The 24,032-nt window shown below is 51.8% G+C and carries 23 protein-coding genes; 10 read left to right on the top strand and 13 right to left on the bottom strand.

Features of this window, described 5'->3' with window-relative positions; translation table 11 throughout:
- Positions 1–2: 2 nt before the first annotated feature.
- Positions 3–692 carry a response regulator transcription factor gene (locus tag NST04_RS26140; RefSeq protein ID WP_341186882.1) on the top strand — a complete coding sequence of 230 codons (690 nt, stop codon included), beginning with the start codon at positions 3–5 and terminating at the stop codon, positions 690–692.
- A gap of 69 nt (positions 693–761) precedes the next feature.
- On the opposite strand, the gene NST04_RS26135 is transcribed toward NST04_RS26140, so the two are convergent.
- The 9 genes from NST04_RS26135 to NST04_RS26095 all read right to left on the bottom strand — a co-directional run bounded on the left by NST04_RS26135 (position 762) and on the right by NST04_RS26095 (position 9,396).
- Positions 762–1,331: an SF0329 family protein gene (locus NST04_RS26135; RefSeq protein WP_341186881.1), complete on the bottom strand. Its 570-nt coding sequence runs from the start codon at positions 1,329–1,331 to the stop codon at positions 762–764.
- A gap of 115 nt (positions 1,332–1,446) precedes the next feature.
- The gene (locus tag NST04_RS26130) at positions 1,447–2,673 is read right to left on the bottom strand and encodes an RtcB family protein (RefSeq protein ID WP_341186880.1); all 1,227 of its coding nucleotides are present in this window, start codon (positions 2,671–2,673) and stop codon (positions 1,447–1,449) included.
- 222 nt (positions 2,674–2,895) lie between these two features.
- On the bottom strand, positions 2,896–3,342 hold the full coding sequence (locus tag NST04_RS26125) for a copper amine oxidase N-terminal domain-containing protein (protein ID WP_341186879.1): 447 nt from the start codon (positions 3,340–3,342) through the stop codon (positions 2,896–2,898).
- Positions 3,343–3,372: 30 nt separating this feature from the next.
- Complete coding sequence (locus NST04_RS26120) at positions 3,373–4,092, bottom strand: SDR family NAD(P)-dependent oxidoreductase (RefSeq protein ID WP_341186878.1); 720 nt, start codon at positions 4,090–4,092, stop codon at positions 3,373–3,375.
- Positions 4,089–5,093 (bottom strand): tRNA dihydrouridine synthase, encoded by a 1,005-nt coding sequence (locus NST04_RS26115; protein WP_341186877.1) that lies wholly within the window; start codon positions 5,091–5,093, stop codon positions 4,089–4,091. The genes NST04_RS26120 and NST04_RS26115 overlap by 4 nt, the downstream gene beginning before the upstream one ends.
- A gap of 166 nt (positions 5,094–5,259) precedes the next feature.
- Positions 5,260–5,781 (bottom strand): hypothetical protein, encoded by a 522-nt coding sequence (locus NST04_RS26110; RefSeq protein WP_341186876.1) that lies wholly within the window; start codon positions 5,779–5,781, stop codon positions 5,260–5,262.
- A gap of 18 nt (positions 5,782–5,799) precedes the next feature.
- Positions 5,800–7,764 (bottom strand): ABC1 kinase family protein, encoded by a 1,965-nt coding sequence (locus tag NST04_RS26105; RefSeq protein ID WP_341186875.1) that lies wholly within the window; start codon positions 7,762–7,764, stop codon positions 5,800–5,802.
- 211 nt (positions 7,765–7,975) lie between these two features.
- Positions 7,976–8,992, bottom strand: coding sequence for a type II TA system antitoxin MqsA family protein (locus tag NST04_RS26100; protein ID WP_341186874.1), 1,017 nt, complete (start codon positions 8,990–8,992; stop codon positions 7,976–7,978).
- An 80-nt stretch (positions 8,993–9,072) separates the two neighbouring features.
- The gene (locus NST04_RS26095) at positions 9,073–9,396 is read right to left on the bottom strand and encodes a hypothetical protein (protein WP_341186873.1); all 324 of its coding nucleotides are present in this window, start codon (positions 9,394–9,396) and stop codon (positions 9,073–9,075) included.
- Between the two features lie 376 nt (positions 9,397–9,772).
- On the opposite strand from NST04_RS26095, the gene NST04_RS26090 reads away from it, so the two are divergent.
- Both NST04_RS26090 and NST04_RS26085 read left to right on the top strand, forming a co-directional pair.
- Entirely contained in the window at positions 9,773–10,993 is a 1,221-nt protein-coding gene (locus tag NST04_RS26090; RefSeq protein ID WP_341186872.1) for an MFS transporter, read from the top strand.
- 132 nt (positions 10,994–11,125) lie between these two features.
- Positions 11,126–11,713: an RBBP9/YdeN family alpha/beta hydrolase gene (locus NST04_RS26085; protein WP_341186871.1), complete on the top strand. Its 588-nt coding sequence runs from the start codon at positions 11,126–11,128 to the stop codon at positions 11,711–11,713.
- Between the two features lie 29 nt (positions 11,714–11,742).
- On the opposite strand, the gene NST04_RS26080 is transcribed toward NST04_RS26085, so the two are convergent.
- Together NST04_RS26080 and NST04_RS26075 are read right to left on the bottom strand one after the other, a co-directional pair.
- Positions 11,743–12,561 (bottom strand): CPBP family intramembrane glutamic endopeptidase, encoded by an 819-nt coding sequence (locus tag NST04_RS26080; RefSeq protein WP_341186870.1) that lies wholly within the window; start codon positions 12,559–12,561, stop codon positions 11,743–11,745.
- Positions 12,562–12,580: 19 nt separating this feature from the next.
- Positions 12,581–13,153, bottom strand: coding sequence for a TetR/AcrR family transcriptional regulator (locus tag NST04_RS26075; RefSeq protein ID WP_341186869.1), 573 nt, complete (start codon positions 13,151–13,153; stop codon positions 12,581–12,583).
- A 257-nt stretch (positions 13,154–13,410) separates the two neighbouring features.
- On the opposite strand from NST04_RS26075, the gene NST04_RS26070 reads away from it, so the two are divergent.
- The 5 genes from NST04_RS26070 to NST04_RS34070 all read left to right on the top strand — a co-directional run bounded on the left by NST04_RS26070 (position 13,411) and on the right by NST04_RS34070 (position 19,642).
- Positions 13,411–15,288, top strand: a complete 1,878-nt coding sequence (locus NST04_RS26070) for a leucine-rich repeat domain-containing protein (RefSeq protein WP_341186868.1) — start codon at positions 13,411–13,413, stop codon at positions 15,286–15,288.
- A gap of 172 nt (positions 15,289–15,460) precedes the next feature.
- Positions 15,461–16,237 carry a methyltransferase gene (locus NST04_RS26065; RefSeq protein WP_341186867.1) on the top strand — a complete coding sequence of 259 codons (777 nt, stop codon included), beginning with the start codon at positions 15,461–15,463 and terminating at the stop codon, positions 16,235–16,237.
- A gap of 214 nt (positions 16,238–16,451) precedes the next feature.
- Positions 16,452–18,290: an HSP90 family protein gene (locus NST04_RS26060; protein ID WP_341186866.1), complete on the top strand. Its 1,839-nt coding sequence runs from the start codon at positions 16,452–16,454 to the stop codon at positions 18,288–18,290.
- Complete coding sequence (locus NST04_RS26055) at positions 18,291–19,349, top strand: hypothetical protein (protein ID WP_341186865.1); 1,059 nt, start codon at positions 18,291–18,293, stop codon at positions 19,347–19,349.
- A 212-nt stretch (positions 19,350–19,561) separates the two neighbouring features.
- Positions 19,562–19,642, top strand: coding sequence for a putative holin-like toxin (locus NST04_RS34070; RefSeq protein ID WP_445667968.1), 81 nt, complete (start codon positions 19,562–19,564; stop codon positions 19,640–19,642).
- A gap of 195 nt (positions 19,643–19,837) precedes the next feature.
- Here NST04_RS34070 and NST04_RS26050 read toward each other — a convergent pair whose 3' ends face one another.
- Positions 19,838–21,460, bottom strand: coding sequence for an amidohydrolase family protein (locus NST04_RS26050; protein ID WP_341186864.1), 1,623 nt, complete (start codon positions 21,458–21,460; stop codon positions 19,838–19,840).
- A 110-nt stretch (positions 21,461–21,570) separates the two neighbouring features.
- On the opposite strand from NST04_RS26050, the gene NST04_RS26045 reads away from it, so the two are divergent.
- The gene (locus NST04_RS26045) at positions 21,571–22,152 is read left to right on the top strand and encodes a TetR/AcrR family transcriptional regulator (RefSeq protein ID WP_341186863.1); all 582 of its coding nucleotides are present in this window, start codon (positions 21,571–21,573) and stop codon (positions 22,150–22,152) included.
- Positions 22,153–22,187: 35 nt separating this feature from the next.
- Here NST04_RS26045 and NST04_RS26040 read toward each other — a convergent pair whose 3' ends face one another.
- Positions 22,188–23,051, bottom strand: coding sequence for an AraC family transcriptional regulator (locus tag NST04_RS26040; RefSeq protein ID WP_341186862.1), 864 nt, complete (start codon positions 23,049–23,051; stop codon positions 22,188–22,190).
- Between the two features lie 145 nt (positions 23,052–23,196).
- Here NST04_RS26040 and NST04_RS26035 point away from each other — a divergent pair, with 145 nt between their 5' ends.
- Positions 23,197–23,952: an SDR family NAD(P)-dependent oxidoreductase gene (locus tag NST04_RS26035; RefSeq protein ID WP_341186861.1), complete on the top strand. Its 756-nt coding sequence runs from the start codon at positions 23,197–23,199 to the stop codon at positions 23,950–23,952.
- Positions 23,953–24,032 lie beyond the last annotated feature (80 nt).

Below are 24,032 nucleotides of genomic sequence, written 5' to 3'. Positions count from 1 at the left end.
GAATGGACACATACCGAATTATGATTGTCGACGACGATCCCCACATCTGTGAGATTGTTCAGCTATACTGCCAGCGGGAGGGCTTCGACTCCTCGTCTTGCCATAACGGCGCCGATGCTATGCTGCTGCTTGCTTCATTTAATCCAGACCTGATCGTACTGGATGTGCTGCTGGCGAATGAGAACGGCATTGACTGGTGCAAGAACGCACGCCATTACACGAATGCGCCGATTGTGTTCCTAAGCAGTCAAGAGGAGGATGAGGTGAAGATCAGCGCCTTATCGTATGGCGGGGACGATTATGTGACCAAGCCGTTCAGTCCGGGCGTACTCATGGCCAAGATCAAGGCCCATCTCCGCAGGGTATCCACGGGCAGAAGGGAACAACTGCTGGAACTGCCGGGACTAACGCTTGATTTCTATGCACAGTCTGTCCATATGGGCAGCCGAACGATTTTTCTGTCGAAAAAAGAATTCAGCCTACTCTCTTACATGGCACAGAACGTGAATCAAGTGGTCACTGCTGATACGCTGTTTCACCTCATCTGGGGGATGAAGAGTCTGGAGGATACGCGAACAGTGGCGGTCCACATCAGTAATTTGCGCAAAAAAATCGAGGAAGACCCTATCCATCCCGAGCGGATCATTACCGTCCGGGGGGCCGGATATATGCTGGTTGCCGGGAAACGCTGAGTACAAGCGGAAACGGCTTTGCCGACCTTTTAAAGGACGGTACCGTATCAGCGGCTGCGGCTATAACAATCATCGTGCCCCGCGCCGCAAATCATAGAAATACTCCACCGCCGGATGCTTCCGCTGCATCTTCCCGGCCATCCCCTCGATCCGCTTCCGCCCGACTCTCCGGTCCAGCAGGGCCAGAATGTTCAAGATAATATCGCTGCTCTCCAGGCTCTCCTCGATAGGAGTAACCAGGAACTTGTTCGCCACCACAATGAAATTCGATTTCGTCAGGGCAGCCTGGGCCAACATTAATGCCTTAGCGTGTTCGGTGGTTAAGCGGCTTCGGGCCATGATGACTAGGCGGTCCTCAGGGATCGGCCCCTTGGCCGTCAGTCTGATGGCTTCAATGTCTTCATGGGTGACGGAGATATGCAGCTCCGGGTCATTCTTAACCTCCAGCTCGGACGAGTACCAGCGGATGGGGCTGGACTTATCGGTCATGGTGAGGATGTTCTTCTTGTCCACCGTAATATAACAGGTGCCTGATTTATCAGGCGAATAGCGGTAAGCGGGCGCACGGTACTCCACCCGGCCCTCTACCGCAGGACTGAGGAAGCCCTCCAATTGTTGCTTGAGTTTGCTCCAGGACATGTATTCACCTCCGTAAAAATGGGAAAAGGCCTGCCGGCCTCTTCCTGAAATTCTATGTTACCATACTTCCCGTCCTTGCTGCCCGCCTTTGGAAACTTCGAGATGGATATCCCCCTCAATCCTTATACGGATCGAACTCATCCGCACCCGCCATACATACGCCCACCGGCTTCAGCACATGCATAACCTCAATGGTCCCGGCGTGTGCATCCAGCACTTCTTGCAGCTTCCGGTAGACAAAAGGACTCTCGTCTGTCCCCGCTCCGCGCAGCTCTACGCCAAATTCCCGGACCACAGCTAACATCTGCGCTGTTGTGATCTGGCCGCCGCTGCGGGTGCGGGTTTTATAGTTCATACGGCCTGCCGCCTGGGTCCGGCTCATGATTCGGCCTGCTCCATGAACGGTGCTATAATACGCCTCCCGGTTCTCCGCGCTGTCCTTGCCCTGGACGATCACGGAGATGTCTCCCATGCTCCCGCCGATGAAGCCCATCTGGCCGGGTGCGGACGGAGTAGCTCCTTTGCGGACAACGATGACTTCCTTGCCGTCATGCGTCTCTTTCCAAGCATAGTTATGATGGTTATGCACCGCAAGGTCCGCTTCCGTTCCCAGGATAGCCAAGACCTGCTGGATAACATAGTCTCTTCCTGCATAGGCATAACGCCCGGCCAGCTTCATCGCTCTGTAATACATATCGCCCAGCTCACTGTGCAGGTCGAGCAGTACGGGCGGCTGATCCATCTTTTCCCCGGGGGCATTCGCCAGGAAGTCTCTGCCTGCTGCCAGGTTAAGGAAGCCGCTCGCTGTCTTATGCCCGAACCCTCTGCTGCCGAAATGATTGGCAATCCACACCCGGCCGGTTGCGTCTTCTTCTAGTATGTCTACGAAGTGGTTCCCGCTGCCGACGGTACCGAGCTGATTCTGCGCCAGGACCTTCAGCTTATCATGTACTCCGCTGCCCACCGCTTTGAACACCGCCCAATCCGGGTCGTCGAACAGCTCATGGTCCACCCGCTCGTTATTAACCCGCCCTACACCGAAGGAGAGTCTGCGGGCAATCTCGTCCATGACCCCTGAGAGTCGCGGCCGCAGCTCCTCTATCTTCAAGCCGGTCCGCACCGCCTTATTCCCGCACCCGATATCGTAACCCACGCCAGACGGCGAGATCTGTCCGTCGTACACGACAACCCCGCCAATTGGCTGGCTGTAGCCTTTATGATGATCCGCCATGAGCAGCGTCTGCACTACATTTCCGTTCTCTGCACACATCCGGGCCTGCACCAGGGCTCCGTCGTCCGGCTTCCCCCAAACACGCACACCGTCAATATTTTGATAAGCCATATCCCTCAACCTCCTATGATCGGGATCACTGCGATGGTGCCGCAGCGTCCTCATGCCCTCTTAAGCTTCTGTGTCTATAATCGCTTATCCGGGACCCCAAGTACATGGCGGAAGTATTACGAACTGGGGATATCTAACAATGTAGCATACGCTGCCGGAATTCGAGAACATAAATAGACCGCCCCGGTAACGGAATCGGCCTATTTACTATCACATAAGATTTTATTTAGTATTTATGGTTGCAATCTTCTTCACATTATCCCAGCTTATCGTTGCCCCTATGGCTTGGCTAATAAAACGAAGGTTCACATAAACTGTTCCTTCAGGAGTATTAAATGGCGTTTGAGTTAAAGTGAATTCTTTATCATTGACCTTGGCCTTAAGGCTATCCACGGTCATTTTAATCGTTGTCCCTGTACTTTGGGCCGTAACATTTCCGGTTTTGGAATCCCATTGGACATTCATATTTAAGGCTTCAAATATCTTACGAAACGGCACCATCGTGTTCCCATTTAGGATGATGGGCTTAGTATCGAAGCCAAGTGGCTTCCCGTCTAAAACAACGGAACCATACGTAGTAGGTGTTGCTGCATTCACTCTGGAGACTGAAATACAACCTACCGAGGCCATGATGAAGACAAGAAACGGTATTATAAATTTCATTTTCATAAGGCTCTCCTCCAAATTAAGAGTTCATCCCTACGCATTCGAATCCAGCATCGCCGGAATATTAATCTCCTTCACACAGGAGGCCTTGGACAGGTTCATGACGCATTGCACTAGGGAGACGATGTCCTGAAGCGGAATCTGCGTGCCGTTGTAGGCGGACAAGACAGGCTCTACCCCCGCTTCCAGCGGAATTCGGGTAGCAATCTCACCGGGATTGATGACCGTCACACCAATGCCATACGGCTTCACATGCTCCCTGACCGCATTGGCGATCCCGCGCAGACCGAACTTGGACGCGGTGAACGAGACTTGGGTGTAATCATTATGATCGAGGCCTGCCGTAGAACCGATGAAGAAGATGTTGGCATGCGCAGACTGCTTGAGATTCGGCAAAAGCTTCTGAATGCACGTAATCGCCGCAGTCACGTTAATGTTAATGATGCTGGCAATCTCAGCCGGATCGTCCTGTTCAAAATCATAGTCATCGCTGAACCCCCTGCTCTCCCATACGCCAACATTATAGATGAATACGTCCAGGGGAACGCCGTTCAATGTCTCTGCAATCCGGCCCGCAGCATCAGGCTTCCCCAAGTCAGCCTCAATCCAGGTCCGCTGCACCCCATCCTCCAGCTTCAGGCTGTCCGGGCAGGTTCTGGAGACCACCCAGACCTGATCGCCTCGTTCCGGCAGCGCTTTGACGAAGGCCTCTCCTAAGCCTTTGCTTGCTCCGAAAATAATAAAGTTTCTCATACGCCCTCCCTCGATTCCCCAAGTTCCCCGGCCCCGTCCTGCTCTTTGCTGGCGAATTCATCCAGCAGCGCACGCACCTCACGGGTGGACTTGGTGTTCATTAGATGATTTCTGAGTTCACTGGCGCCGCGGAAGCCGCGGACGTAGATTTTGAAGAAGCGGGGCAGCGGCTTGAAGGAACGGGGTTCCAGCGCCGAATAGTGATCATGGAGATCCAGGTGCAGCCGTAGCAGATCCAGGAGCTCCTTGCTGCTATGCTCCCTCGGTTCCTGCTCGAACGCATACGGATTATGAAAAATCCCGCGCCCGATCATAATCCCGTCCACTCCGTACTCTGCGGCAAGCCTCAGGCCCGTCTCCCGGTCCGGTATGTCCCCGTTGATCGTCAGCAGCGTATCCGGCGCGATCTCATCCCGCAGCTTCTTGATCTCTGGAATCAGCTCCCAGTGGGCATCCACCTTGCTCATTTCCTCTCTGGTCCGCAGATGAATCGACAGATTCACAATGTCCTGCTGCAAAATATGAGTCAACCAGCCCCGCCATTCGTCCACATCTGTGAACCCGAGCCGGGTCTTGACGCTGACGGGCAGTCCTCCGGCCTTCGCCGCCTGGATAATCTCCGCTGCGAGTTCGGGACGGCAGATCAAGCCGCTGCCCTTGCCATTCTCGGCTACATTCGCAACCGGACAACCCATGTTCAGATCGATGCCCTTGAAGCCCTCTTCGGCCATGCTGATGCTCATCTTCCGGAAATACTCCGGCTTGTCCCCCCAGATATGCGCGACCATCGGCTGTTCATCCTCGGTGAAGGTTAACCGCCCCCGCACCGCCTGCTTCCCCTCGGGATGGGCATAGCTCTCTGTATTGACGAACTCCGTAAAAAACACATCCGGCCGGCCCGCCGCACTCACCACATGACGAAACACCACATCCGTCACATCCTCCATCGGTGCCAGTATAAAGAAAGGGCGTGGCAATTCACGCCAGAAATTATTTATCATCTGAAGTACCTCTCTATGCGTGCCGGGATAATCCCTTATCCGGCTGTAGTAAAGCTAAATTATATCATAACTCCTTGGGATTTGTAGCCGCCAGCCAAGGGGCCTCCCCCTTCTACAGACAATAAGCCCCAGAGGAGTCTCTGAGGCTGTGTGTGTATATTCACTGCTATTGAATTCTGCCTAACCATACCTGTGCGGCTTGGGACCTCGGCTGTCCTGGCAAACAGTAAGGCTCCGGCTCAACAGCCGGCTCCCATATGAAGCCCTGGAGACCGGGCACTGTCCCGTACAGCTCCCAGGGGAACTTCTGGCTCCCTCCTCCTGCCTCGAAGGTATTATCGTAGAAATGCAGCACATCCCGGAAGGCGACCACGATCTGCGACTGGATGAAGTTCGGATGATAGAACCAGATTCTCAAATAAAAAGGTTCATTGAAACTTGCCATCTGCCGGGACCAGGCATGATACACCTCAATCATCGCCTCCAGCAGCAAGCGGGAATACCACACCGGCGGATTGCGCCTGTTCAACCTGTAGAAGGGGTCGATCCATAGCTTCACATAATCCCGCTGCGCGCTTCGCAGCTCCTCCAGGTCCAGGTGCATATTATGCTTTTTCCACTGGTCAATCTGCTTCATCCTGCGCTTCCAGCCGCGTATTCTCTTCTTGTTCGAGAGTGGATTCGCCATAATCTTATACGCCCTCCGTTAACTCTTGGGTTTCAACTGCTTAATTACGGACATCATCAGAATAATCATCCCCGTGCCGAAGCCTGACATCGATAGGGGAGCCAGCACAAACCGCATAATCTCTCCCTGTATCCAGAAGCTTGCCAGCATGATCACCATACAAATCACGGTGAAAATTCCAACCGTCAGCGTTCCCACGAAATCCGTCAGACTATGATTGTCCTCACGCGCCAGCGTGATCCGGTTCTCCTTCAGCAGCGGCAGCTCCAGCAGCTTCGGAATATAATCCTCCAGCCGCCCCTTCACCTTGTTGAACTGTTCCTTGACGATCTCTCCCTGATCCATCTGACCGGCGAAGGACTGGCTCGCTGCAGATAGAGAGTACGACTCATCTACTGAGGACAAGGTCCCGTCTAGGGTAATAATCGCCCGGAAGGCCCCGGCCACCGTCGGCTTCAAGGACATGCCCAGCTCGGTAATCATCGACATCAGCCGTCTCATCATGACACTGGTAGGATCAGGGGAGAAGGAGGCTTCGGATAAAAGTCTGCCGAGGCGCCGCTCGATCATTTTGACATCTAATAGCTCCCCTTCCTCACAGACCCCGGCCAGGCCCTGGGCCATCTGCTTCGTCTCCTTCCGGCTGTAGCCCATCAGGAAGTTCAGCATCCCGCCCCGCTCCTCTTCTGTCAGGTAGCCCACAGAGCCGAAGTCAATCAGTGCGACCTTCCCGTCCCGGGTCAGCATCAGGTTACCGGGATGCGGGTCGGCGTGGAAGATGCCGATCATCAGAATCTGCTGCAGGAAGGCGTGCATGATCATTTCCGATACATCATTGGTCACCTTCCGGGTGAACCGCTGTCCTTCAATATATTCCATGGTCAGAATTTGCTTGGTCGAATACTCAGCGTAAATCTTCGGCACTTGGATTGGAATATCGTGTTCCAGGAACGCCTGGCGCAGCAGGTTGGTATTCAGCGCTTCAATATCAAAATCTGTCTCTTCGATCAGATTGGTTTTGAAGCCTTCGGCGAGCTGGATTAAGCCGAGTCTCCGGATTTTAGCGGAGCGTTCGGAGAGCCGGGTCACGAATTGGATTAACAGATCCAGGTCCACGCTCATTTTCTGCTTCACATCCGGCCGCAGGATTTTGACGACTACCTTCTCTCCAGTAGACTTCAGCCTCGCCAGATGTACCTGCCCGATCGAAGCGGCTGCAATGGGCTCCATCCCGAAGTCTTCATACGTCTCCTCCAGATCGCCGATCCGGCTGTCAATAATCTCCTTCAGCTGCTTCTGGCTGAGCGGCTTAACCTGGTCGTGCAGACTGGAGAACGCCTCGATGTATTGGGCTGGCAGCAGATCCTTCTTGGTCGATAGCACCTGCCCGAACTTCACGAAGACCCCGCCCATATTATCGAGAATGACAGCAATCACCTGCGGCAGCTTCGCATGATCCTGCTGGAGCAGATGATTCAGCCCTTTGCGCGAAGCGATCCAGAGCAGACGGATCATACGCCTGAAGCCGCGCACCTTGCCCATCATATACCCGAGCGGGTTCCCCGACTGCAGCAGCTTGAAATTGAACACGCTAAGCAGCATGTAGGTATAGCAGGAGATAAATAGAATCAGCAGCGGGTAATAGATGAACATCACCCTGACCATCTCCGCTTCGGAGGGAACCACGGGCTGCTTGAAGTAGGTTGAGGTTATGATAAGAGTTACGACAGATGTGCTGAAAAGAATCGCCACCATCAACTGGAACTGTTCATGCTTGAAGGTCCTGATGCTGCTTATGATGAAATACAGAATGAACGCCACGACAATAATGCTGCTCATGTAGAATTGCTCCAGCACCTGCACCAGCATACTGACCGCCACCGCGCTGACAAGCGGCATCACGATCTTATGCTTCGCGTTAAATACATAGGCAAGCGCTGTGAACACGCCGAAACATACAAGCATTACAATGAAAAAGAACATCCTCCAGCCCCCTGTATCCGCTTCATTATCCTCACTATAGCACACGAGGCTGAAGATGCGGAAACAGGATAAAGAACGCAGCCGCCTCACCGCAAATAGGGAAGGGAGCATGGGGAAATAAGTTTAAGAAAGCAAATAGACCGCCTCCTCTACAAAGGCATGCGGTCTATTTCTACATATGTGTTGAATATCTGAATTTGATCTGGATATCTCAGTTAGTATTACTCAAATCACGTAATTCTTCAGCGTATCTATAACTGATCGGTTGTTTTTCTTCTGTCTCCAGCCATCCCTTTTCATAATGGGCATACTCACTAATTTTACGGGAACCATAATCTCGAAAATAGGCTTCAATTTCCAACATCGTCTCTAACTCATCATCAGAGAACACTGAAGAATCAAAGGGCTCTGAAGCTTTAATCATCATCATAGTCCATCCTTCATCATTGGTACGCTCATCAATCTCAATTACATTCATATGTTGTAAATGGGCTAATACCATATCGTGATCTTTGGGCACTGGGCCATATGGATATTTCACATAGGTTACCCCAGTTATAGAGACCGTTTGCCTTTTGAAAAATAGAAAATCGCTGTACCATAACAATTTCATCAGCTTTGTTTTCAGAACACCATCTGAAGTGAAATACAATATCATATTAATTAATTTTTCTAAGGAAAAATCACTGTATCCTGCTAATTCTGTTAGTTCATTTTTTTTATAGATCGCTTCAATAATTTGTTCATCTGTTTGAAATGACTGTTCAGAATTTGTCCAAGCTTGAAGTGAGGTTTCCACCATTTTCAATTCCCGCGCAGTAAGCAGGTCTTTATTCCTGTTGTAAAATTCCAATATAGCCTGCGGATGCTGCTGTAGTCTCCTGTAAAGCTCCAAATGGGTGGCTTGCGGCAAGCTCCCTGATTCATATCTGGTTACACTAGCGGATCCAATGTTTAACAGTTTAGCAAAAGGCCTGATGCCTAAGTTAAATTGTAGCCTAACGTTACGGATTTCAGGTGATGTCATTCCGTATTTTTCAGAATAGATTTGTGCAACATTAGCCATGGTTTCGTTCTCTAACTCTTCAACATCAACCAATGAGCCACAGTTGTTACAATAAGCTACACTTCGTTCAAGTTCTATTTCCTGTCCCCTAAATCTGAATACATGAGGCTCTTTTTTTATGGTAAAAGGATGTTCTGCACGACAAGTTTCGCAATAATTCATTATTCTTCCCTCCTACAATGGGGCTTACTATAAATGAAGAAGATGACAAGGGGCCTCTAGAAGCCCCTTTATCCTATGTATTAATTATGTATGTATCCTTCAGGATGAAATGAGATGCATATACACAGATTTTGATCGATGGTCAGCTTGATGTAGGCAATTTTTCCACTAAATTCTTTTTTGAAAAACCAGACCAATTCATTAGACCCTCTGCGATCCAACTCAGGCGGCTTATATTGGTCACGGGGCTTTAATTTCATAATCTCCCGCCAAGCTCCTTTTCTGTCTTCGATTCCTAAGTCAAAAAGAGCCTGAACCGTATCATAATCATTCCTTTTGGAAAAGTAGGTGCGCCCGCTAGAGATCAGTGCTTTTGCCTCGCGCAGAAATTCTGCTGTCGTCATCTATAATATTCACCCCCTGCGGGTATAATATACCATCACCATTCAATAAGTGCAATCATTTGATAACACTTATCTCCACATTTCTTCCCTCCTATTGACACCTCTAACATTCCAATGTTAAGCTCCAGCTATAAAATTCGAGGAGGATGGCAGCCGATGATTCCACGTATATGGTAAGCACGCCCAACAAAAGCTGATTTCTCACCAAGTGTGGGCTTTTTTTGAGCTGCTGCTATTTACGTTAAGGACATCGGCTGCGATCCGCTACGGCTTATTTCATTATGCCCGGTTTCGCACTGTCCCGTTATGTAATTGTTGCAGACCCAAGCCCCTATGCGGACTTGGGTCTGCTTTTATTTAGGGAGGGTACAAACTTATGAATATTCAATGGAAAAAGACGTTCGCCTTCATCTTCAGCGGACAAATCTTCTCGATATTAACCTCTGCGATGGTTCAGTTCTCCATCATCTGGCATCTGACTGAGACGACAGGGTCGGCTACCGTGCTGATGCTGGCCGGTCTGGCCGGGTTCCTGCCGCAGGCGGTTTTAGGCCCGTTCATCGGAGTCTGGCTCGACCGGTGGAACCGTAAGCTCACCATGATCGCCGCGGACAGTGCCATTGCACTCACCAGCCTGATTCTGGGTGCTTATTATCTATGGGGGGAGCCGAGCTTATGGATTGTGTATGCCATCCTGCTCATTCGTTCGGCAGCCTCGTCCTTCCATGCCCCTTCGTTCCAGGCGGCGATTCCACTGATAGCACCGGAAGACCAGCTCACCCGGGTGGCAGGCTGGAACCAGCTCATCTTCTCTGCTTCCAGCGTACTTGGACCGGCGCTTGGAATTGCGGTATACTCGGCTACTTCCCTGGGAACCGTATTGCTCCTAGATGTGGCAGGCGCTTTAATCGCTAACCTTATGCTTTTGTTCGTACAGATCCGTCAACCGAAGACGGAAATCGTAGAGACCCCCTCGTTCCGTAGGGAGTTTATGCTCGGCTGGCGGGCCTTCCTGTCGCAAAAGTCCATTGTCACAGTAACGGTTGCCATGGCGGTCTTCAGTGTGGTATTCATGCCGCTGGCGATGCTGTTCCCCTTGATGACGCTGTCGCATTTCGGACGCGGCGGCTACAGCGCCAGCCTGATTGAGGCCGTATTCGGAATTGGGATGATCCTTGGCGGTGCCCTGCTGTCCGTGCTTGCTTCCAGATGGAAGGACACCACCTACATGAGTCTGAGTCTGGTTGTGATCGGACTCACCTGTGTCCTGAGCGGGGTGACCGGGCGCGAGGCCTTCCTTGCTTTTACCGTCCTCTCGTTCCTGATGGGTGCCGCTGCCCCCTTGTTCAACGGCCCTTACATGGCGATGATCCAGAAGTCTTACGAGCCTGAGCTTCTGGGACGCGTGCTCTCCTTCGTGACGAGTATCGGACTCTTGTCTTCGCCGGTCGGGCTTGCGCTGGCGGGACCTGTAGCCGACCGGTTCGGCGTTCCGTTCTGGTTCTTCTGGTCAGGGATAGTCGTGGTTCTGATTGGAGTATTCCTATTTGTCAGGTTTGCAGGAACAGATACAGACAAGGAACCTGCTAGTGAATAAGTGAAGGTAAATAGACCGTCCTCCCTTTAATGGGATGGCGGTCTTTTTTAGGGGTTGTGCATGCAGAATGGAAGAATCTATAATATACGCGACTGGGAATATTCACTTTTACTTAATGGGAGGAGTTACGATATGGCTGATCCAACAAGCAGCAAGCATGTTTATATTGTTCATGGTTACGGAGCCACCCCGGCGAATCATTGGTTTGGATGGTTACAGAAGCGGCTCGACGCAGACGGGATCACCTCGGATATTCTGGAGATGCCGACGCCGTTATCGCCTAACCTTCAAGAATGGCTGGAGCATCTGTCCAGTAAGGCCAAGCTGCTGAACCAAGACACCTATTTCGTTGCTCACAGCTTAGGCTGCGTCTCTCTGCTCAAGTATCTGCTCAGCGCGAGGCCGCAGGAACCGCTCGGCGGTCTGGTTCTCGTGTCCGGCTTCACCAAGCCGTTACCCGGCCTGCCAATGCTTGATGAGTTCACGCAGGATCAGATCAACTACAGCGAGGCCGCAGCGCTGGCCCCCAAACGTGCAGTGATTGCCTCTAAGGATGATGCCATTGTGCCAGTCTCGCTCAGCAAGGAATTGGCACAAGTCATTCATGCCGATTTTCACGAGGTAGAGCACGGCGGACATTTTCTGGACAGCGACGGCTTTACCACTTTACCTATTGCCTATGATGTTCTTCGCGATATGATAGGGCATGGAGCCAAATAATCCGCTTATCTCTTACCCGACTCACATCCCTATACGCGCTTCAATCGTCTAGATCTGAGCCATAATCCGAATCCAATGAACAGAATCGTCGTTACCACGCCGGTGGTCGGGCTGAACCATAGTTCGCCTGCCGGCGTGAATGTAATGATCCCGGCAACCGATACCAGCAAGGTAGGTACTCCATCCTCCACCGCATGCATCAACACACATGGCCACACCGATTGCGTAAGACGATAGAGTTCAACGTACATAATGGACCAAGCAACCATAAGCACACAGCCGATGAAGACATAACCCCATCTTGATGTAGTCTCAAAATAAGTATCCGGCAGGAAGACCAGATAATAAGCCGTATGCCACAGCGCCCAGACCAGACCGGACACAAGATAGATTATCCAGTCATTCAGCTTCAGCTCAATCAGCTTCGGAGTCAGATAGCCGCGCCAGGCGAATTCCTCGAAGATGTTCTTGATCAAGCTGCCGGCGAGCGATACCCCGACCAGTGACAGAACCGTATGTAGTTCAATCTCTGAAGCGCTGGCGCTATTGAACAGCAGAGCAAGCCCTACCGCAATTACCATGATTACCGGATAGACAGCAATGGCTGCGCCGTACCACTTCCTATTTTCTCGAAAATTGAACCTGACGCCCATATCCCTCCAATCGCGGTTCACCAGCCGCAGGACGAGCATTGCGATCACCGGCAAAATCAGCCACAAGCCCATGCCCGGCGAATTCCCTTCCGGCTGATCCGGCAGCTTCGTATCCACCCATACCCCAATCCAGCCGCACGCCAGTACAATAACGATGAACAATAAAAGACTAAGCCTTGTTCTGCCTGCTGTCATATGACCATCCCCTCCGGGTTCAGGATTGCTCCGTGCTGCGCTTCGCTGTGCTGATGACATCCTCTGCCGCGCTGTTCAATAGCTGAATCATCTGCTCCTCTGTATAATGGTCCGGCAGCAATTCGTTCGCAACCATCACACTCATCCCGACCTGGAACATCTTCATCTTGAGCAAAATCATCCCCAGTTCATCATCAGATAATCCGTTCAGATCAGGGTCCGTTCTCATCATCTGAATGAACCCTTGCGTCTCTGCCTCATTATGCTTCACCTGATCATTCTTCTTCATTACCAGATCCCGGAACAGCACCGGATACTCCCGGGCAAAACGGATGCTGGCCGCCCCGATATCGTGGAACGGATGCCCGGAATTCTGCTCCTCCAGAATCTGCCTGCTCACCGCCAAGGTTCTCTGGTGCACCTCCTCCACCAGCTCGCCAGCCTCTTTGAAATTGACATAGATGGGGGCGATGGAGCCCCCCAGCTTCTCCGCCACCTTACGGATGGTCACGGCATCCACTCCTTCGGTCCTCGCAATTTCGAACGCCGCATCGATGATTTGTTCTTTGGTGTACTTTTTTGGGGGTGCCATAGGTTTCCTCCTGAAATAAAACAATTCATACAAATCATATGATATATATCGAATGATATACAAAATCTATTCCAGGTGTCAACCTAATCTTAACGCCTTGATTCTCCTTTTTAACAATTGTTGTGTTCTGAGCATCTGTTCATATAGAATCAAATTATCAGCTTCACTCCAAAGAATAATGGAACAAATCAGCGGAACCCACGTAAATTCGATAAGATCACTGGAATATCATTACATCATGAAGGAGGCGGCTGTCTATGGCTTTTATTCCGTTGAACTGTCCCAATTGCAGCGGACGTATTGAATACAAGGAAGGGACGATCCTCAAGTGCCCTTATTGCCAGACTGAGCTTCTGCTCAAGCAAAATAATGTCTACTATGTGGATCAGACCATTAATCATTATCACGGGACACCCCCTCCTACGGCCGCGCCGAAGCCACCCGTCTCCGTCTCGGTCCCCATTAGACTGGTGCTGGTTCTGCTGCTGGTGCTGGGGGGCGCTATCGGTACATATCTGTATTACAGCCTCGGCTCCCCGCAGCAGGCAACCAAGGCTACTCAGTCTGCGCGGAAGATGCCCGAAAGCGAAGTCCTGCTCACCTTCCTGCGGGAGACCCTGGGTAAAGGCTCTGCCATGCCGACCGAGGAGGAAATTGCCCGGCTGCGGTATTTATCGGTGAAGCATTCAGACAATGATCATTGGCAGTTCACCTACAGCTTCTCCGATCCCTTCAGCGATGCACAGGCCGAGAAGCTCACTTATGTGATCCAGGATAAGCGGCTCAATACCCAGCGGATCGACCAGCGGGACTTCGAAGCCTTCACGGGGCTGACGGCACTGGACTTGAACGGGACCTACGAAATTGACCAGACGGATCAAATCAGTTTTGCCCATATTCCCGGATTAAAAAGCTATGGCGGCGCCTTCAACGAATCCTTCAGCGCCTTCTCCGGCTACTTCGGCGATAAATCCAAAATCACGGAGCTGTCCACTCAGCTGCGCAGCAATCAGGAAGTGGCTCTGCTTCTGCAATTCCCTAATCTAAGCTCACTGTCCATTACCTATGTGGATGAGTCTATAACGGATTTGCATCTGCTGAGTAAGCTGCCGCTGAAGTCCCTGTCCCTTACCTTCGTCAATGACCTGGGGTGGTTATCGTCCATGACGGGGCTGTCTTCTCTGGCTATCTATCACAGTGAAACCACAGATCTGCAGCCGTTATACGCCTTAACCGGGCTTCAGGAGCTTAAGCTTTCCTATTTGTCCAATGTGAAGTCGATCGACTTCGTGCAGAACATGCCTGCTCTGCAGACGCTGGATATCGAGAATCTGAATTTCTCCAGCCTGGAGCGTCTGGCCGGGAAAACCTCCATTACCAGCCTCCGGCTGGCGTCTTTAAGCAAGCTAGGCTCGGTAAAGGCCGTGAACAGCCTGCCCTCGCTGCGGGAATTCACCTTGGACGGTTATTACGAGGAACCAGACGCACTTACCTTACCGGGCGTCAAACGGATGGAGATTCCAGCCTCCTTCCTCTCCGGGCTGAAGGCGCCAGCGGTAACAAGCCTGAAGCTCCGGGGAGGAAGCGGGGAGCTGAGCATGGCAGAGCTGAAGAAATTCCCGGAGCTTGCGGAGCTGTCCCTCTGGGGGAGCGACGACATCATCCAGCTCCGTGCGCTGGACAGCTTGCCCCGTCTGAAGACACTAAGCATCTATGATTCATCACTGTATTCAGAGAGCGATGCCTTATTCGGCCTGAAGCAGGTGAACACGCTGGTGTGCTCGGAATGCCGCCTGAATTTCAAGCAGACAGCAGCAACGAATAGTGTGCTGGAGCATTTGACCTTGGACCGGCCATACTTCTCCTTGAACAACAACTCCGTTAGTGAGGTTGACCAGGTGATGCCTTACTTCGCGGGCCTGACTGCCCTGCGTTCCTTCACCCTGCAGGACAACAACCTGGCTTCTCTTGCATTCATGAGCAAGTGGCAGGCCATCGAGGAGCTTCATCTGGAGAACAATGCAATTTCCAATATAGAGCTTCTGGGCAAGCTGCCCAAGCTGCAACAGGTATTCCTGGCCGGCAATTCCGTGGCGAACAAGTCCGTGCTTGATGCAGGCGTACGGGTATATTAATTTCCGCTACTATGATATGAGAGAATAGACCGCCCTCCTTAAAGAATGAGGCTTGCGGTCTATTTTTGTTGGGAGCGCAGTTATAGGCAATACTTATTAATCGTATAGAAACTATATATTTCATTTATAAGCTATACAGCACTATACTGGACTTCATAAGGAGGGGAAGTACATGAATCAACCGGCTTCCAATAACCAATGGCAGGCAGACACATATGATCACAAACTGGATTTCGTCTCCAAGCTGGGCGGTGATGTTCTCTCGCTGCTCCAGCCGCAGCCCGGTGAACGCGTGCTGGATATCGGCTGCGGAACAGCCGATCTTACCGCTAAGATCGCGGCCGCCGGAGCGGATACAGTGGGCATCGATCTGTCACCCGAGATGATTGCCCGTGGCCGCAGCAAGTATCCGCACCTGAATCTGAGCGCCCAGAATGCATACACTTACCGGACCGCTCAGCCCTTCGATGCCGTGTTCTCCAACGCTGCGCTGCACTGGATGAAGGACGCGCATGCAGTCGCGGTAACGGTAGCAGGTGCACTTCGGACCGGCGGGCGGTTCGTCGCCGAATTCGGCGGCTACCGCAACGTTGCCGCGCTGGTGAATGCGACCGAGGCCGCACTGGCCGCGCATAGCTATGACCCGCAGGGACGCAATCCATGGTATTTTCCCACCATCGGAGAATATGCAGCAGTGCTGGAGGCGCATGGCTTCCTCGTCACGCTGGCCCAGCATTTCGAACGTCCGACTCCCTTGCAGGGGGAGAGCGGAATCCGGGATTGGCTCGACATGATGGCCGATGACTTCTTCTACGATGTCAGTGCAGAAGACAAGATTGCGATCTATCGCGAAGTGGAAGAGCAGCTGCGTCCGGAGCATTACCGGCAGGGCCAATGGATCGCCGACTACCGGCGGCTGCGGGTCTGTGCCGTGAAGATGGCGGAGTAAGTATTAGATACGCGGAGAGCCTTCAGATTGTCTGGAAACCCAGGTCCTTTCGAGACCTTGGGTTTCTTTTATATTGCAATGATAGAGAATGCTTGGGAATATATGTTTCTCCTCATGCAGATTCTGGGTAATACATAGAGTTGTCTCTGTCTACATAGAAACTGATTGTTGGCATGAAGCACAAGCAAAATGATTACAGAACAGGAGAATCAAGATGGAGAACCAAAACCCGGATACGTACCGCTTTCAGGTGAACTTAAGCGGTATGATCAACATTTTGTCTAACCATTTGTATAGCAGCCCGAAGGTATTCTTAAGAGAGCTGCTGCAGAATGGCATAGACGCGATTACTGCACGTCAGGCATATTCCCCAGCAGGCTACGAAGGTAAGATCCATGTCGAGGTAAGCGGAACCTCCACGGGGGCAACCTTATTAGTAGAGGATAACGGGATCGGGTTAGATGAGGCAGAGATTCATGAGTTTCTGGCCATGATTGGACAATCCTCCAAGCGGGGCGAAGATTTTCTGTCGACCAACACCTCCTTTATCGGGCGGTTTGGCATCGGGCTGTTGTCCTGCTTCATGGTGAGTAACGATATCGTCATGGTGACCCAATCCGCCAAGGGCGGGCCTGCTCTGGAATGGCGCGGGAAGCCGGACGGCACTTATACGATCCGTAAGCTCGAAGGGGCACATGCTCCGGGCACCAAGGTTTTTTTGCGTTGCAAGGAAGGGTCGGAAGCTTACTTCGAAGAAGAGAACCTGCGGGAAGGTCTATTCCATTACGGCGCTCTGCTGCCTTATCCGATCCAGCTGGTGTCGGACCGCAACACCCGCCTGATTAATCCGCTGACCCCGCCGTGGGTCAAAGATCCGCAGCTGGCCCGGAAGCACCGCGATGAAGTACTGTCCTTCGGCAAACAGGTGCTGGGGGAGACGTTCCGTGATTTCATTCCCCTGCACACCGCCTCGGGCCGGACGGGAGGCATCGCCTTCATTCTGCCGCACGCAGTGAACCTGAACGCGAAGCGCAATCACCGGGTATACCTGAAGCACATGCTGGTCTCCGAGGCTGCCAGCAATATCCTGCCGGACTGGGCGTTCTTCGTGAAATGCCTGATCTGGACCGATGAACTCCAGCCAACCGCTTCCCGGGAGCATTTCTATGAGAATGCCCAGCTGGAGCAGGTGCGGGAAGAGCTGGGGAATGCCATTCGTCAGGAATTGATGCGGATGGCCGAGTATGACCCGGACCGCCTGCAATCGATCATTTCGCTGCATGCCTTATCGATGAAGGCGCTCGCGGTGGAAGATTCGTCGTTCTATTCGATCATTCACGAGTGGTTGCCGTTTGAGAGCACGTATGGCCGAAAGACGCTTGGCGAGCTGAAGCAGCAGCCTCCCCTGTACTTCACGGCGACGCTGGACGAATACCGCCAGATTACCCACGTGGCTTCGGCCCAATCCATGCTGGTGGTGAATGGCGGGTATATCTATGATGCCGAGCTGCTGTCCCGGCTTCCGCTTATTGACCCGGAGGTGCAAACGGAACGGCTGCTGCCGGAAGAGGTGTCCTTATCCTTCACCGATATTACGCCTCAAGAGCGGCTGGATTACTATGAATCTGTAAGACTCGCAGACAGTGTCCTGCAGAAGTTCCGCTGCCAGGTGCAGCTGCGCCGCTTCAAGCCGGAGGAGATTCCGGTGCTCTACACACTGTCCGAGGAATCCGCCCAGTGGCGTGTACTTGAGGCAACGAAGGAAGTGAGCACCGACGTTCTCTCCTCCGTGCTAGGCAGCCTGGGCGCTTCGCTTAAGGATACGGCATACGCTACACTTTACTTTAACCTGAACAATCCGGTCATTGAGAAGGTATTCCATCAGGGGAATCAGGCCACGCTGCCTTCTATTGTCGAGATGCTGTACTGCAATGCGCTATTGATGGGACATTATCCGATGAACCGCCAGGAGCTCGCGCTCCTGAACAAAGGCATTATTCAATTTATTGATTGGGGATTGACGGCCAGTCGATCCGCAGAAGGAGAGAAATAAATGAACGTTACCGAGATGGATTTCGACGATTTAATGGAAGAAGCCTATGGCCTGCCGGGAGGCAAGGCCAAGCTGGAATTGCTGGAGCAGGCGGTACGGGTAGCAGATGCCGCAGGAGATATCGATCAGGGCTATGAGGCCCGCAGCGAAATCGTAGAGCTGGGCAGCTTCCACGGCTATCCGATGAAGGCGCTGGTCGCCTTTTCCTGGCAGCTGGGGCAGTATGACAAGAACCCGGGCCGGTTCGATGATTACAGTCTGATGTGGTCGTACAAGTGGGTGCTGGACCGCATCACCGCTTTTGCAGATATTAGCCGCACTCAGATTGAGAACCTGCTGGAGGATATGAAGACCCGCTACGAAGCCGAAGGCTACAGCAGCCGGACCTATCACTATTACCGGGCGAATATTCTCGAAGATTTCGGGGAGCTGGAAGCTTCACAGGCCGAATGGGCGATTGTCCAGTCCATGGACCGTGACGAGATGAGCGATTGTGAGGCTTGTGAACAGCATGGCCTGGTCGAGTTCCTGGCGAAGCAGGGAGACGATGAAGCAACCGTTAAGGCAGCTGAACCGATTCTTCAGGGAAAAATGAGCTGCGGCGAGGTCCCTCATGTGACTATCACGAAGGTGCTGTTCCCTCTCCTGCGGCTGGGCCGCCAGAAGGAAGCCGATAAGCTGCAGAAGAAAGGCTATAAGCTGGTAAAAGGAAACCGCGATTTCCTGTATCACCAGGGAGAGCATATTGGCTACCTGACCCTGACCGATCCGGTCAAGGCCCTGGAGGTCTTCGAAGAGTACATCGCCTCCTCGCTCGATCATGAAAACCCGGCCGACCAGATGATCTTCAACGCTTATTCGGCCAAGCTGTTCCGCCGTCTGTCTGAGGAATCCATCCGCTTCCAGGTCAAGCTTCCGGCTGGGCATCCGTGTGAACGCCAGTCCGAAGACGTAGCTTCGCTTGCGAAATACTTCCAGAAGTTAGCGCTCGCTACAGCGGAGAAGCTGGATAAGCGGAATGGCAACGGCTATTATACTGAGCTGATAGAGAAGCTGTAGGATGCGTTCCTACGGCATTGAGTAAGAACAAGCGCAAATAAGAGCAGCTCCCGTAATGGGGGCTGCTCTTACCGCATTTTAAATACGTATTTACGTCAAAAATTTTCCAAACATAGGTAATCATACAGCATTTGATATGTTATACTGATTGAGCAATAGAATAGGCTTAGAAGGGTCGGTCGGCTACCTCTCTCAGAAGGGAGGGATGCCTTGTGACAGTGTTTGAAGCAATGATGCTGATGCTAACCTTTGGTTTGCTTATCGTAGCGATACTGTCCGATAAACGCAAATAGACCGTCCATCTCGCAAAGGTATGCGGTCTATTTGTCGTGTCCTATTTGCCAGAGGCCTACTGCCCTTAAAAGCGGCTATTGCTCTAGAGAGTCGTGTTGGAGCACGGCTCTCTTAGCATTGTACGCCTGTTCTGCTTATACTATACCACAGGTGTTAACGCATGTTAACAGTGATTAATAAATTATGGGAGCTGCTCATATCGTTCCCAGCCTTTGCTTAATCGAACTAAGCATTTGATTATCGTGATAAGCACTGGCCCGTATCACAGCATTGATTTTATGAAGATTTTGTACACTTTCAATGGGATTGGCATCCAAAAGGACCATGTCGGCGATTTTTCCAATGTCTACGGTGCCCATATCGTCCATCCGGTCCAGAAATTCAGCCCCGTTCAGCGTGGCCATCTGAAGAACATGCAGCGGCGGGATGCCGGCTCTCTCCAGCTCGTCGAATTCCTCGTGAAGGGAATAGCCCGCAACCTGCCAGCTGTCTCCGCTGCCCCCGTCTGTACCCGCCAGCATTTTGACGCCCTCCGTATCATAAGTCTTGACGAGCTTCAGGTACAGATTGTAAAGACCCTGGTCGGTGGCTTCACTGCCATTGGAGAACAGGCCAGACCGCATACGTATCATAGTCGGACTCTGCCAGGTATTGTATTGTACATACACATCTGCTAGTTCCTTAGCCTTTTCCCCGCTATACGTATTGATGATATGCATCAGCTCCGCCTCCTCCTCTTTACCGCCTGAGGTTTTGATGGCCGTCTCCAGCACCTTAGCATTCACGAAATCCCGCAGTCCCTTGATCTTCATCAGTTGCACAAAAACCGGATTCCCCGTGATTGCCGGTACTCTCTTGGCCTGCGCCCGCAGCCTCTCTTCATCCGTGGAGCTTGAGATCAGGCTCCCGTTGTTGATGCCGAAATGCTCCACACTCTTGAAGCCCTGCCTGGCGGCCTCCTTTAAATCCATATCGGACAGCACATGTCCCGCAACCGGCAGATTCAATCTGTCCGCTTCCGCCTGAATGGCCTGGAGCACCTCGGGTGTAACACCGCCCACTTTGATGAAATCAGCCCCTGCCTGCTTTTGCAGCCGGACAAATTCAGCAGCAACCGAGGGCGTCGGCGCATTGATTGGTGTCAGCACATCGCCAGGCATGGTGAGGAGCGCAGCCCGGTCTATGGAATGGGTAAAAGCACCGGAATGCCATTCCTTCAATAGCTCGTACGAGCCGCTCATCTGTCTGAATCCTGTGATCCCGTTAGACAAAAGACTCTCCATCGTCTCGTCTGTATGCTTGTCTCCGATGACATGCATATGCATATTCAGATAGCCGGGAACGGCGTATTTCCCCGCAGCATCAACAACCTTAGTATTCTCACCCGCCTCAAGTGTGCCCGTTGGACCAATGGCCCTGATCACCCCGCCGGCGCACAGAATGCTCATGCCCGAAGTTAAGCCGCCGGTGCGTGTATCCACAATAGTGACGTTATTCAGCAAAAGCTCATAGGACGCGCTTGGCTGTTCCAGCTGGAGTCCGGTGTAGGTGCCGATAACGGGCAATGGCTGCCCTGCGAACAAACCTGTCCAAGCCACAGCCAGAGCGACGACCCAACAGAGCGGGACGCGCCACCCGTGCCAGAAGGCCGATCTTCTCACAAACACTAGCCCTCCGATACAGGCTGCCAGTATCAGATATGCATACCAGCGTTCGCCGCTGCTGATCATCAGCAGGAGCACAATCCCAAACAGGAGCACAGACAGCAGTGTGAATCCACCGGTCTTCAAAACGCTTTTTCTGATCTGATTCTTCATGCGTTAACCTTCCTTGATCGTTGTATGATGGGGTAAAATTATGATACAAATATATCATAAGTCTGCATGTGATCAACGGAAGATCAAGAAGTGGAACAGGAGCGGCGCTAATGTATCGTATTGGCAATGATAAACGGAAGACACAATCGGCCAGACTGGTCTGTAGGGGCCTGGAGGAATTGATGCGGACGCATAATTATAACGACATCACCGTTACCAGCCTTATCAACACCTCCGGTGTCGGCAGAGCGACTTTTTACCGCTTGTTTGACGACAAGTCAGATGTAGTTCTATACCAGATGGAATCCGTCTTCACTGAATTATTAAGGAGTGTCGGCCCTTATTCCGACCCTAACGCGATGGTCATGGATTTATTTGAGCTTTGTTTTGGTCGAAAAGAGTTCTTTCTATCGATCATCCAAGCCAATTTGTACGGAGAGTTTCAAACCCGGCTCGCCAGCATCCTCAGTCAAAAACTGAGCTTCGTTCAAGAACGGACCGGCTTGGATGACAGGAATTGGCAGTACTTTATACAAGTCCGCACGGCGATGCTGTTGTCGGCTTTGCGCGTTGCCATTACTCAGTTTAACGAGGACAATCCGGTGGAAGTGCTGGAGACACTGAACAAGCTTTTCGGCAAGCAGCCGGCGTTATTCCATGAAGCGGGGACAGCCGCGGGAGCTCAGGAGTGAATGCCTGCAATTCCTGCGGCTCATGGCATGACCTTCTAATCCCTCATGCTTTCAATTTGTCTTAAGCTCTCCGTGTCACGGGCAGGAGATGCACCGAAGAACCGGGAATACTCGCGGTTGAACTGTGAAGGACTCTGATAGCCTACATGGTATGCAGCACTTGCTACCGGATAGCCCTCGAAGGCAATAAGGTTTCTGGCCTCCAGGAGCCTTAATTGCTTTTGAAATTGAATAGGACTTAACCCCGTAGCCCGTTTAAACTGCCGGTGAAAGGTATTTATAGCCATGCCCGATTTCGATGCCAGCTCACCAATGTCTATGGGCCTCATAAAATTACTCCGGAACCATTTCACAATTTGGGATATCCGGGATAGGTCACTTTCCCGCTGACCCAATTGCCTCAGCTCCCCTCCTTGTGGTCCCATCAGTACGCGATACAGGATTTCGCGCTCATAAGCCGGTGCAAGAGCCGGAATATCTCTTGACGCTTTGGATAATCGCAATAAACGCAGCCAAGCCTCCATCAATTCAATATCCATGCCGCAAGCTGCGAATGGCCCGGAAGCAGCCGGTAATAGATTCTCCTGGAGATCTCTTAGCAGACTCTGAAGAACATTCTGATTCAACTTCAGACCAAGGGACATATAAGGATGGCCATCACGGTCTGGATGCACAACCGCCGTTGCAGGAACATGTACCGGTAACACGTAATAAGAGGGTCCTGCCAGTTCTGTGCTGCGCCCCCCTATGGATAGAATCTTTCTTCCTTGAACCGTAAAACCAATCATCGGCTCGTACAGCGCTGCAAGCTGATGATTGGGGATCTCTCCTTTAATCATACTCAGCCCTGGTACTCCGGTTTCAATCTGCCTGGTGCCCGCATCCTTCATCAGCTCCATTATTTCTTCAAGGACATTTTTCATGCACATAGTTTATCACACGAATGGTGCTTTTAGGCAATCAATAGGCATTTTCAGGTCTATTTTGAACCGTCAGCTGCGGCTACAATTAGAACCAAGCCGAACACAAAACAAGGAGGTTCTTATGACAATTGCGATAATAACGGGTGGAAGTAATGGTATTGGAAGAGCGGCGGCGCTGGAGCTTGGCAAACGCGGGATTAGCGTCATTCTCACCTACAATTCCTACAAGGAACGTGCGGAAGATGTTGTAAAGGAAATTGAGAAAAATGAAGGTGTCCGGGCAGTCGCACTGAAGCTGGATCTGACGCAGATCTCAACCTTTGCAGGCTTTATTCAAGAAGTGAAGGAGAGTCTCCGTAACATTTGGAACCGGACAACCTTTGATTACTTGTTGAATAATGGCGGTATCGGCGGGCCCATGCTGTTCAATGAGATGAGTGAAGAATATTTCGACAAGATTCTGAATACGAACTTCAAAGGACCTGTTTTTCTAACACAACAGCTTGCCGGATTCATAGAGGACGCCGGAGCTATTGTCAATACCACGAGTTCATCCAAAAACCAATCATTTCCGGGCTATTCCGTCTATGGCTCGTTAAAATCAGCATTCTCAACTTGGACCCGCTACATTGCCAAGGAGCTTGCACCGCGCCAAATCCGGGTCAACGCCGTGTCTCCTGGTCCTACGCACAGCAATTTTGGCGATGGAGTATTCGATAAACATCCCGAATTCATTAAGCCGCTGGCTGAGCAATCTGTATTCGGCAGAATCGGCCACCCCGAAGATATAGCGAAGGTTATTGTAAGCTTGTTGTCCGATGAATTCGGGTGGGTTACAGCCCAGGACATTGAAGTGTCTGGCGGGCATTTGCTTTAATTCTGCTTGAAAACAAGGTCACGGTCCCATAAAAGCCAAAAGACCGCCCTCCCGGCAAAGGAGTGCGGTCATTCAGACAT

It is taken from the genome of Paenibacillus sp. FSL H7-0756 (assembly GCF_038006765.1).
GTDB lineage: Bacteria > Bacillota > Bacilli > Paenibacillales > Paenibacillaceae > Paenibacillus_AQ.
This window is presented reverse-complemented; position numbering and strand designations above follow the sequence as displayed.

Bases quoted from the DNA above. Each gene is read 5' to 3' on its own strand.
- NST04_RS26140 (WP_341186882.1), top strand. From the start codon at position 3: ATGGACACATACCGAATTATGATTGTCGACGACGATCCCCACATCTGT.
- NST04_RS26135 (WP_341186881.1), bottom strand. From the start codon at position 1,331: ATGTCCTGGAGCAAACTCAAGCAACAATTGGAGGGCTTCCTCAGTCCT.
- NST04_RS26130 (WP_341186880.1), bottom strand. From the start codon at position 2,673: ATGGCTTATCAAAATATTGACGGTGTGCGTGTTTGGGGGAAGCCGGAC.
- NST04_RS26125 (WP_341186879.1), bottom strand. From the start codon at position 3,342: ATGAAAATGAAATTTATAATACCGTTTCTTGTCTTCATCATGGCCTCG.
- NST04_RS26120 (WP_341186878.1), bottom strand. From the start codon at position 4,092: ATGAGAAACTTTATTATTTTCGGAGCAAGCAAAGGCTTAGGAGAGGCC.
- NST04_RS26115 (WP_341186877.1), bottom strand. From the start codon at position 5,093: ATGATAAATAATTTCTGGCGTGAATTGCCACGCCCTTTCTTTATACTG.
- NST04_RS26110 (WP_341186876.1), bottom strand. From the start codon at position 5,781: ATGGCGAATCCACTCTCGAACAAGAAGAGAATACGCGGCTGGAAGCGC.
- NST04_RS26105 (WP_341186875.1), bottom strand. From the start codon at position 7,764: ATGTTCTTTTTCATTGTAATGCTTGTATGTTTCGGCGTGTTCACAGCG.
- NST04_RS26100 (WP_341186874.1), bottom strand. From the start codon at position 8,992: ATGAATTATTGCGAAACTTGTCGTGCAGAACATCCTTTTACCATAAAA.
- NST04_RS26095 (WP_341186873.1), bottom strand. From the start codon at position 9,396: ATGACGACAGCAGAATTTCTGCGCGAGGCAAAAGCACTGATCTCTAGC.
- NST04_RS26090 (WP_341186872.1), top strand. From the start codon at position 9,773: ATGAATATTCAATGGAAAAAGACGTTCGCCTTCATCTTCAGCGGACAA.
- NST04_RS26085 (WP_341186871.1), top strand. From the start codon at position 11,126: ATGGCTGATCCAACAAGCAGCAAGCATGTTTATATTGTTCATGGTTAC.
- NST04_RS26080 (WP_341186870.1), bottom strand. From the start codon at position 12,561: ATGACAGCAGGCAGAACAAGGCTTAGTCTTTTATTGTTCATCGTTATT.
- NST04_RS26075 (WP_341186869.1), bottom strand. From the start codon at position 13,153: ATGGCACCCCCAAAAAAGTACACCAAAGAACAAATCATCGATGCGGCG.
- NST04_RS26070 (WP_341186868.1), top strand. From the start codon at position 13,411: ATGGCTTTTATTCCGTTGAACTGTCCCAATTGCAGCGGACGTATTGAA.
- NST04_RS26065 (WP_341186867.1), top strand. From the start codon at position 15,461: ATGAATCAACCGGCTTCCAATAACCAATGGCAGGCAGACACATATGAT.
- NST04_RS26060 (WP_341186866.1), top strand. From the start codon at position 16,452: ATGGAGAACCAAAACCCGGATACGTACCGCTTTCAGGTGAACTTAAGC.
- NST04_RS26055 (WP_341186865.1), top strand. From the start codon at position 18,291: ATGAACGTTACCGAGATGGATTTCGACGATTTAATGGAAGAAGCCTAT.
- NST04_RS26050 (WP_341186864.1), bottom strand. From the start codon at position 21,460: ATGAAGAATCAGATCAGAAAAAGCGTTTTGAAGACCGGTGGATTCACA.
- NST04_RS26045 (WP_341186863.1), top strand. From the start codon at position 21,571: ATGTATCGTATTGGCAATGATAAACGGAAGACACAATCGGCCAGACTG.
- NST04_RS26040 (WP_341186862.1), bottom strand. From the start codon at position 23,051: ATGGAGCTGATGAAGGATGCGGGCACCAGGCAGATTGAAACCGGAGTA.
- NST04_RS26035 (WP_341186861.1), top strand. From the start codon at position 23,197: ATGACAATTGCGATAATAACGGGTGGAAGTAATGGTATTGGAAGAGCG.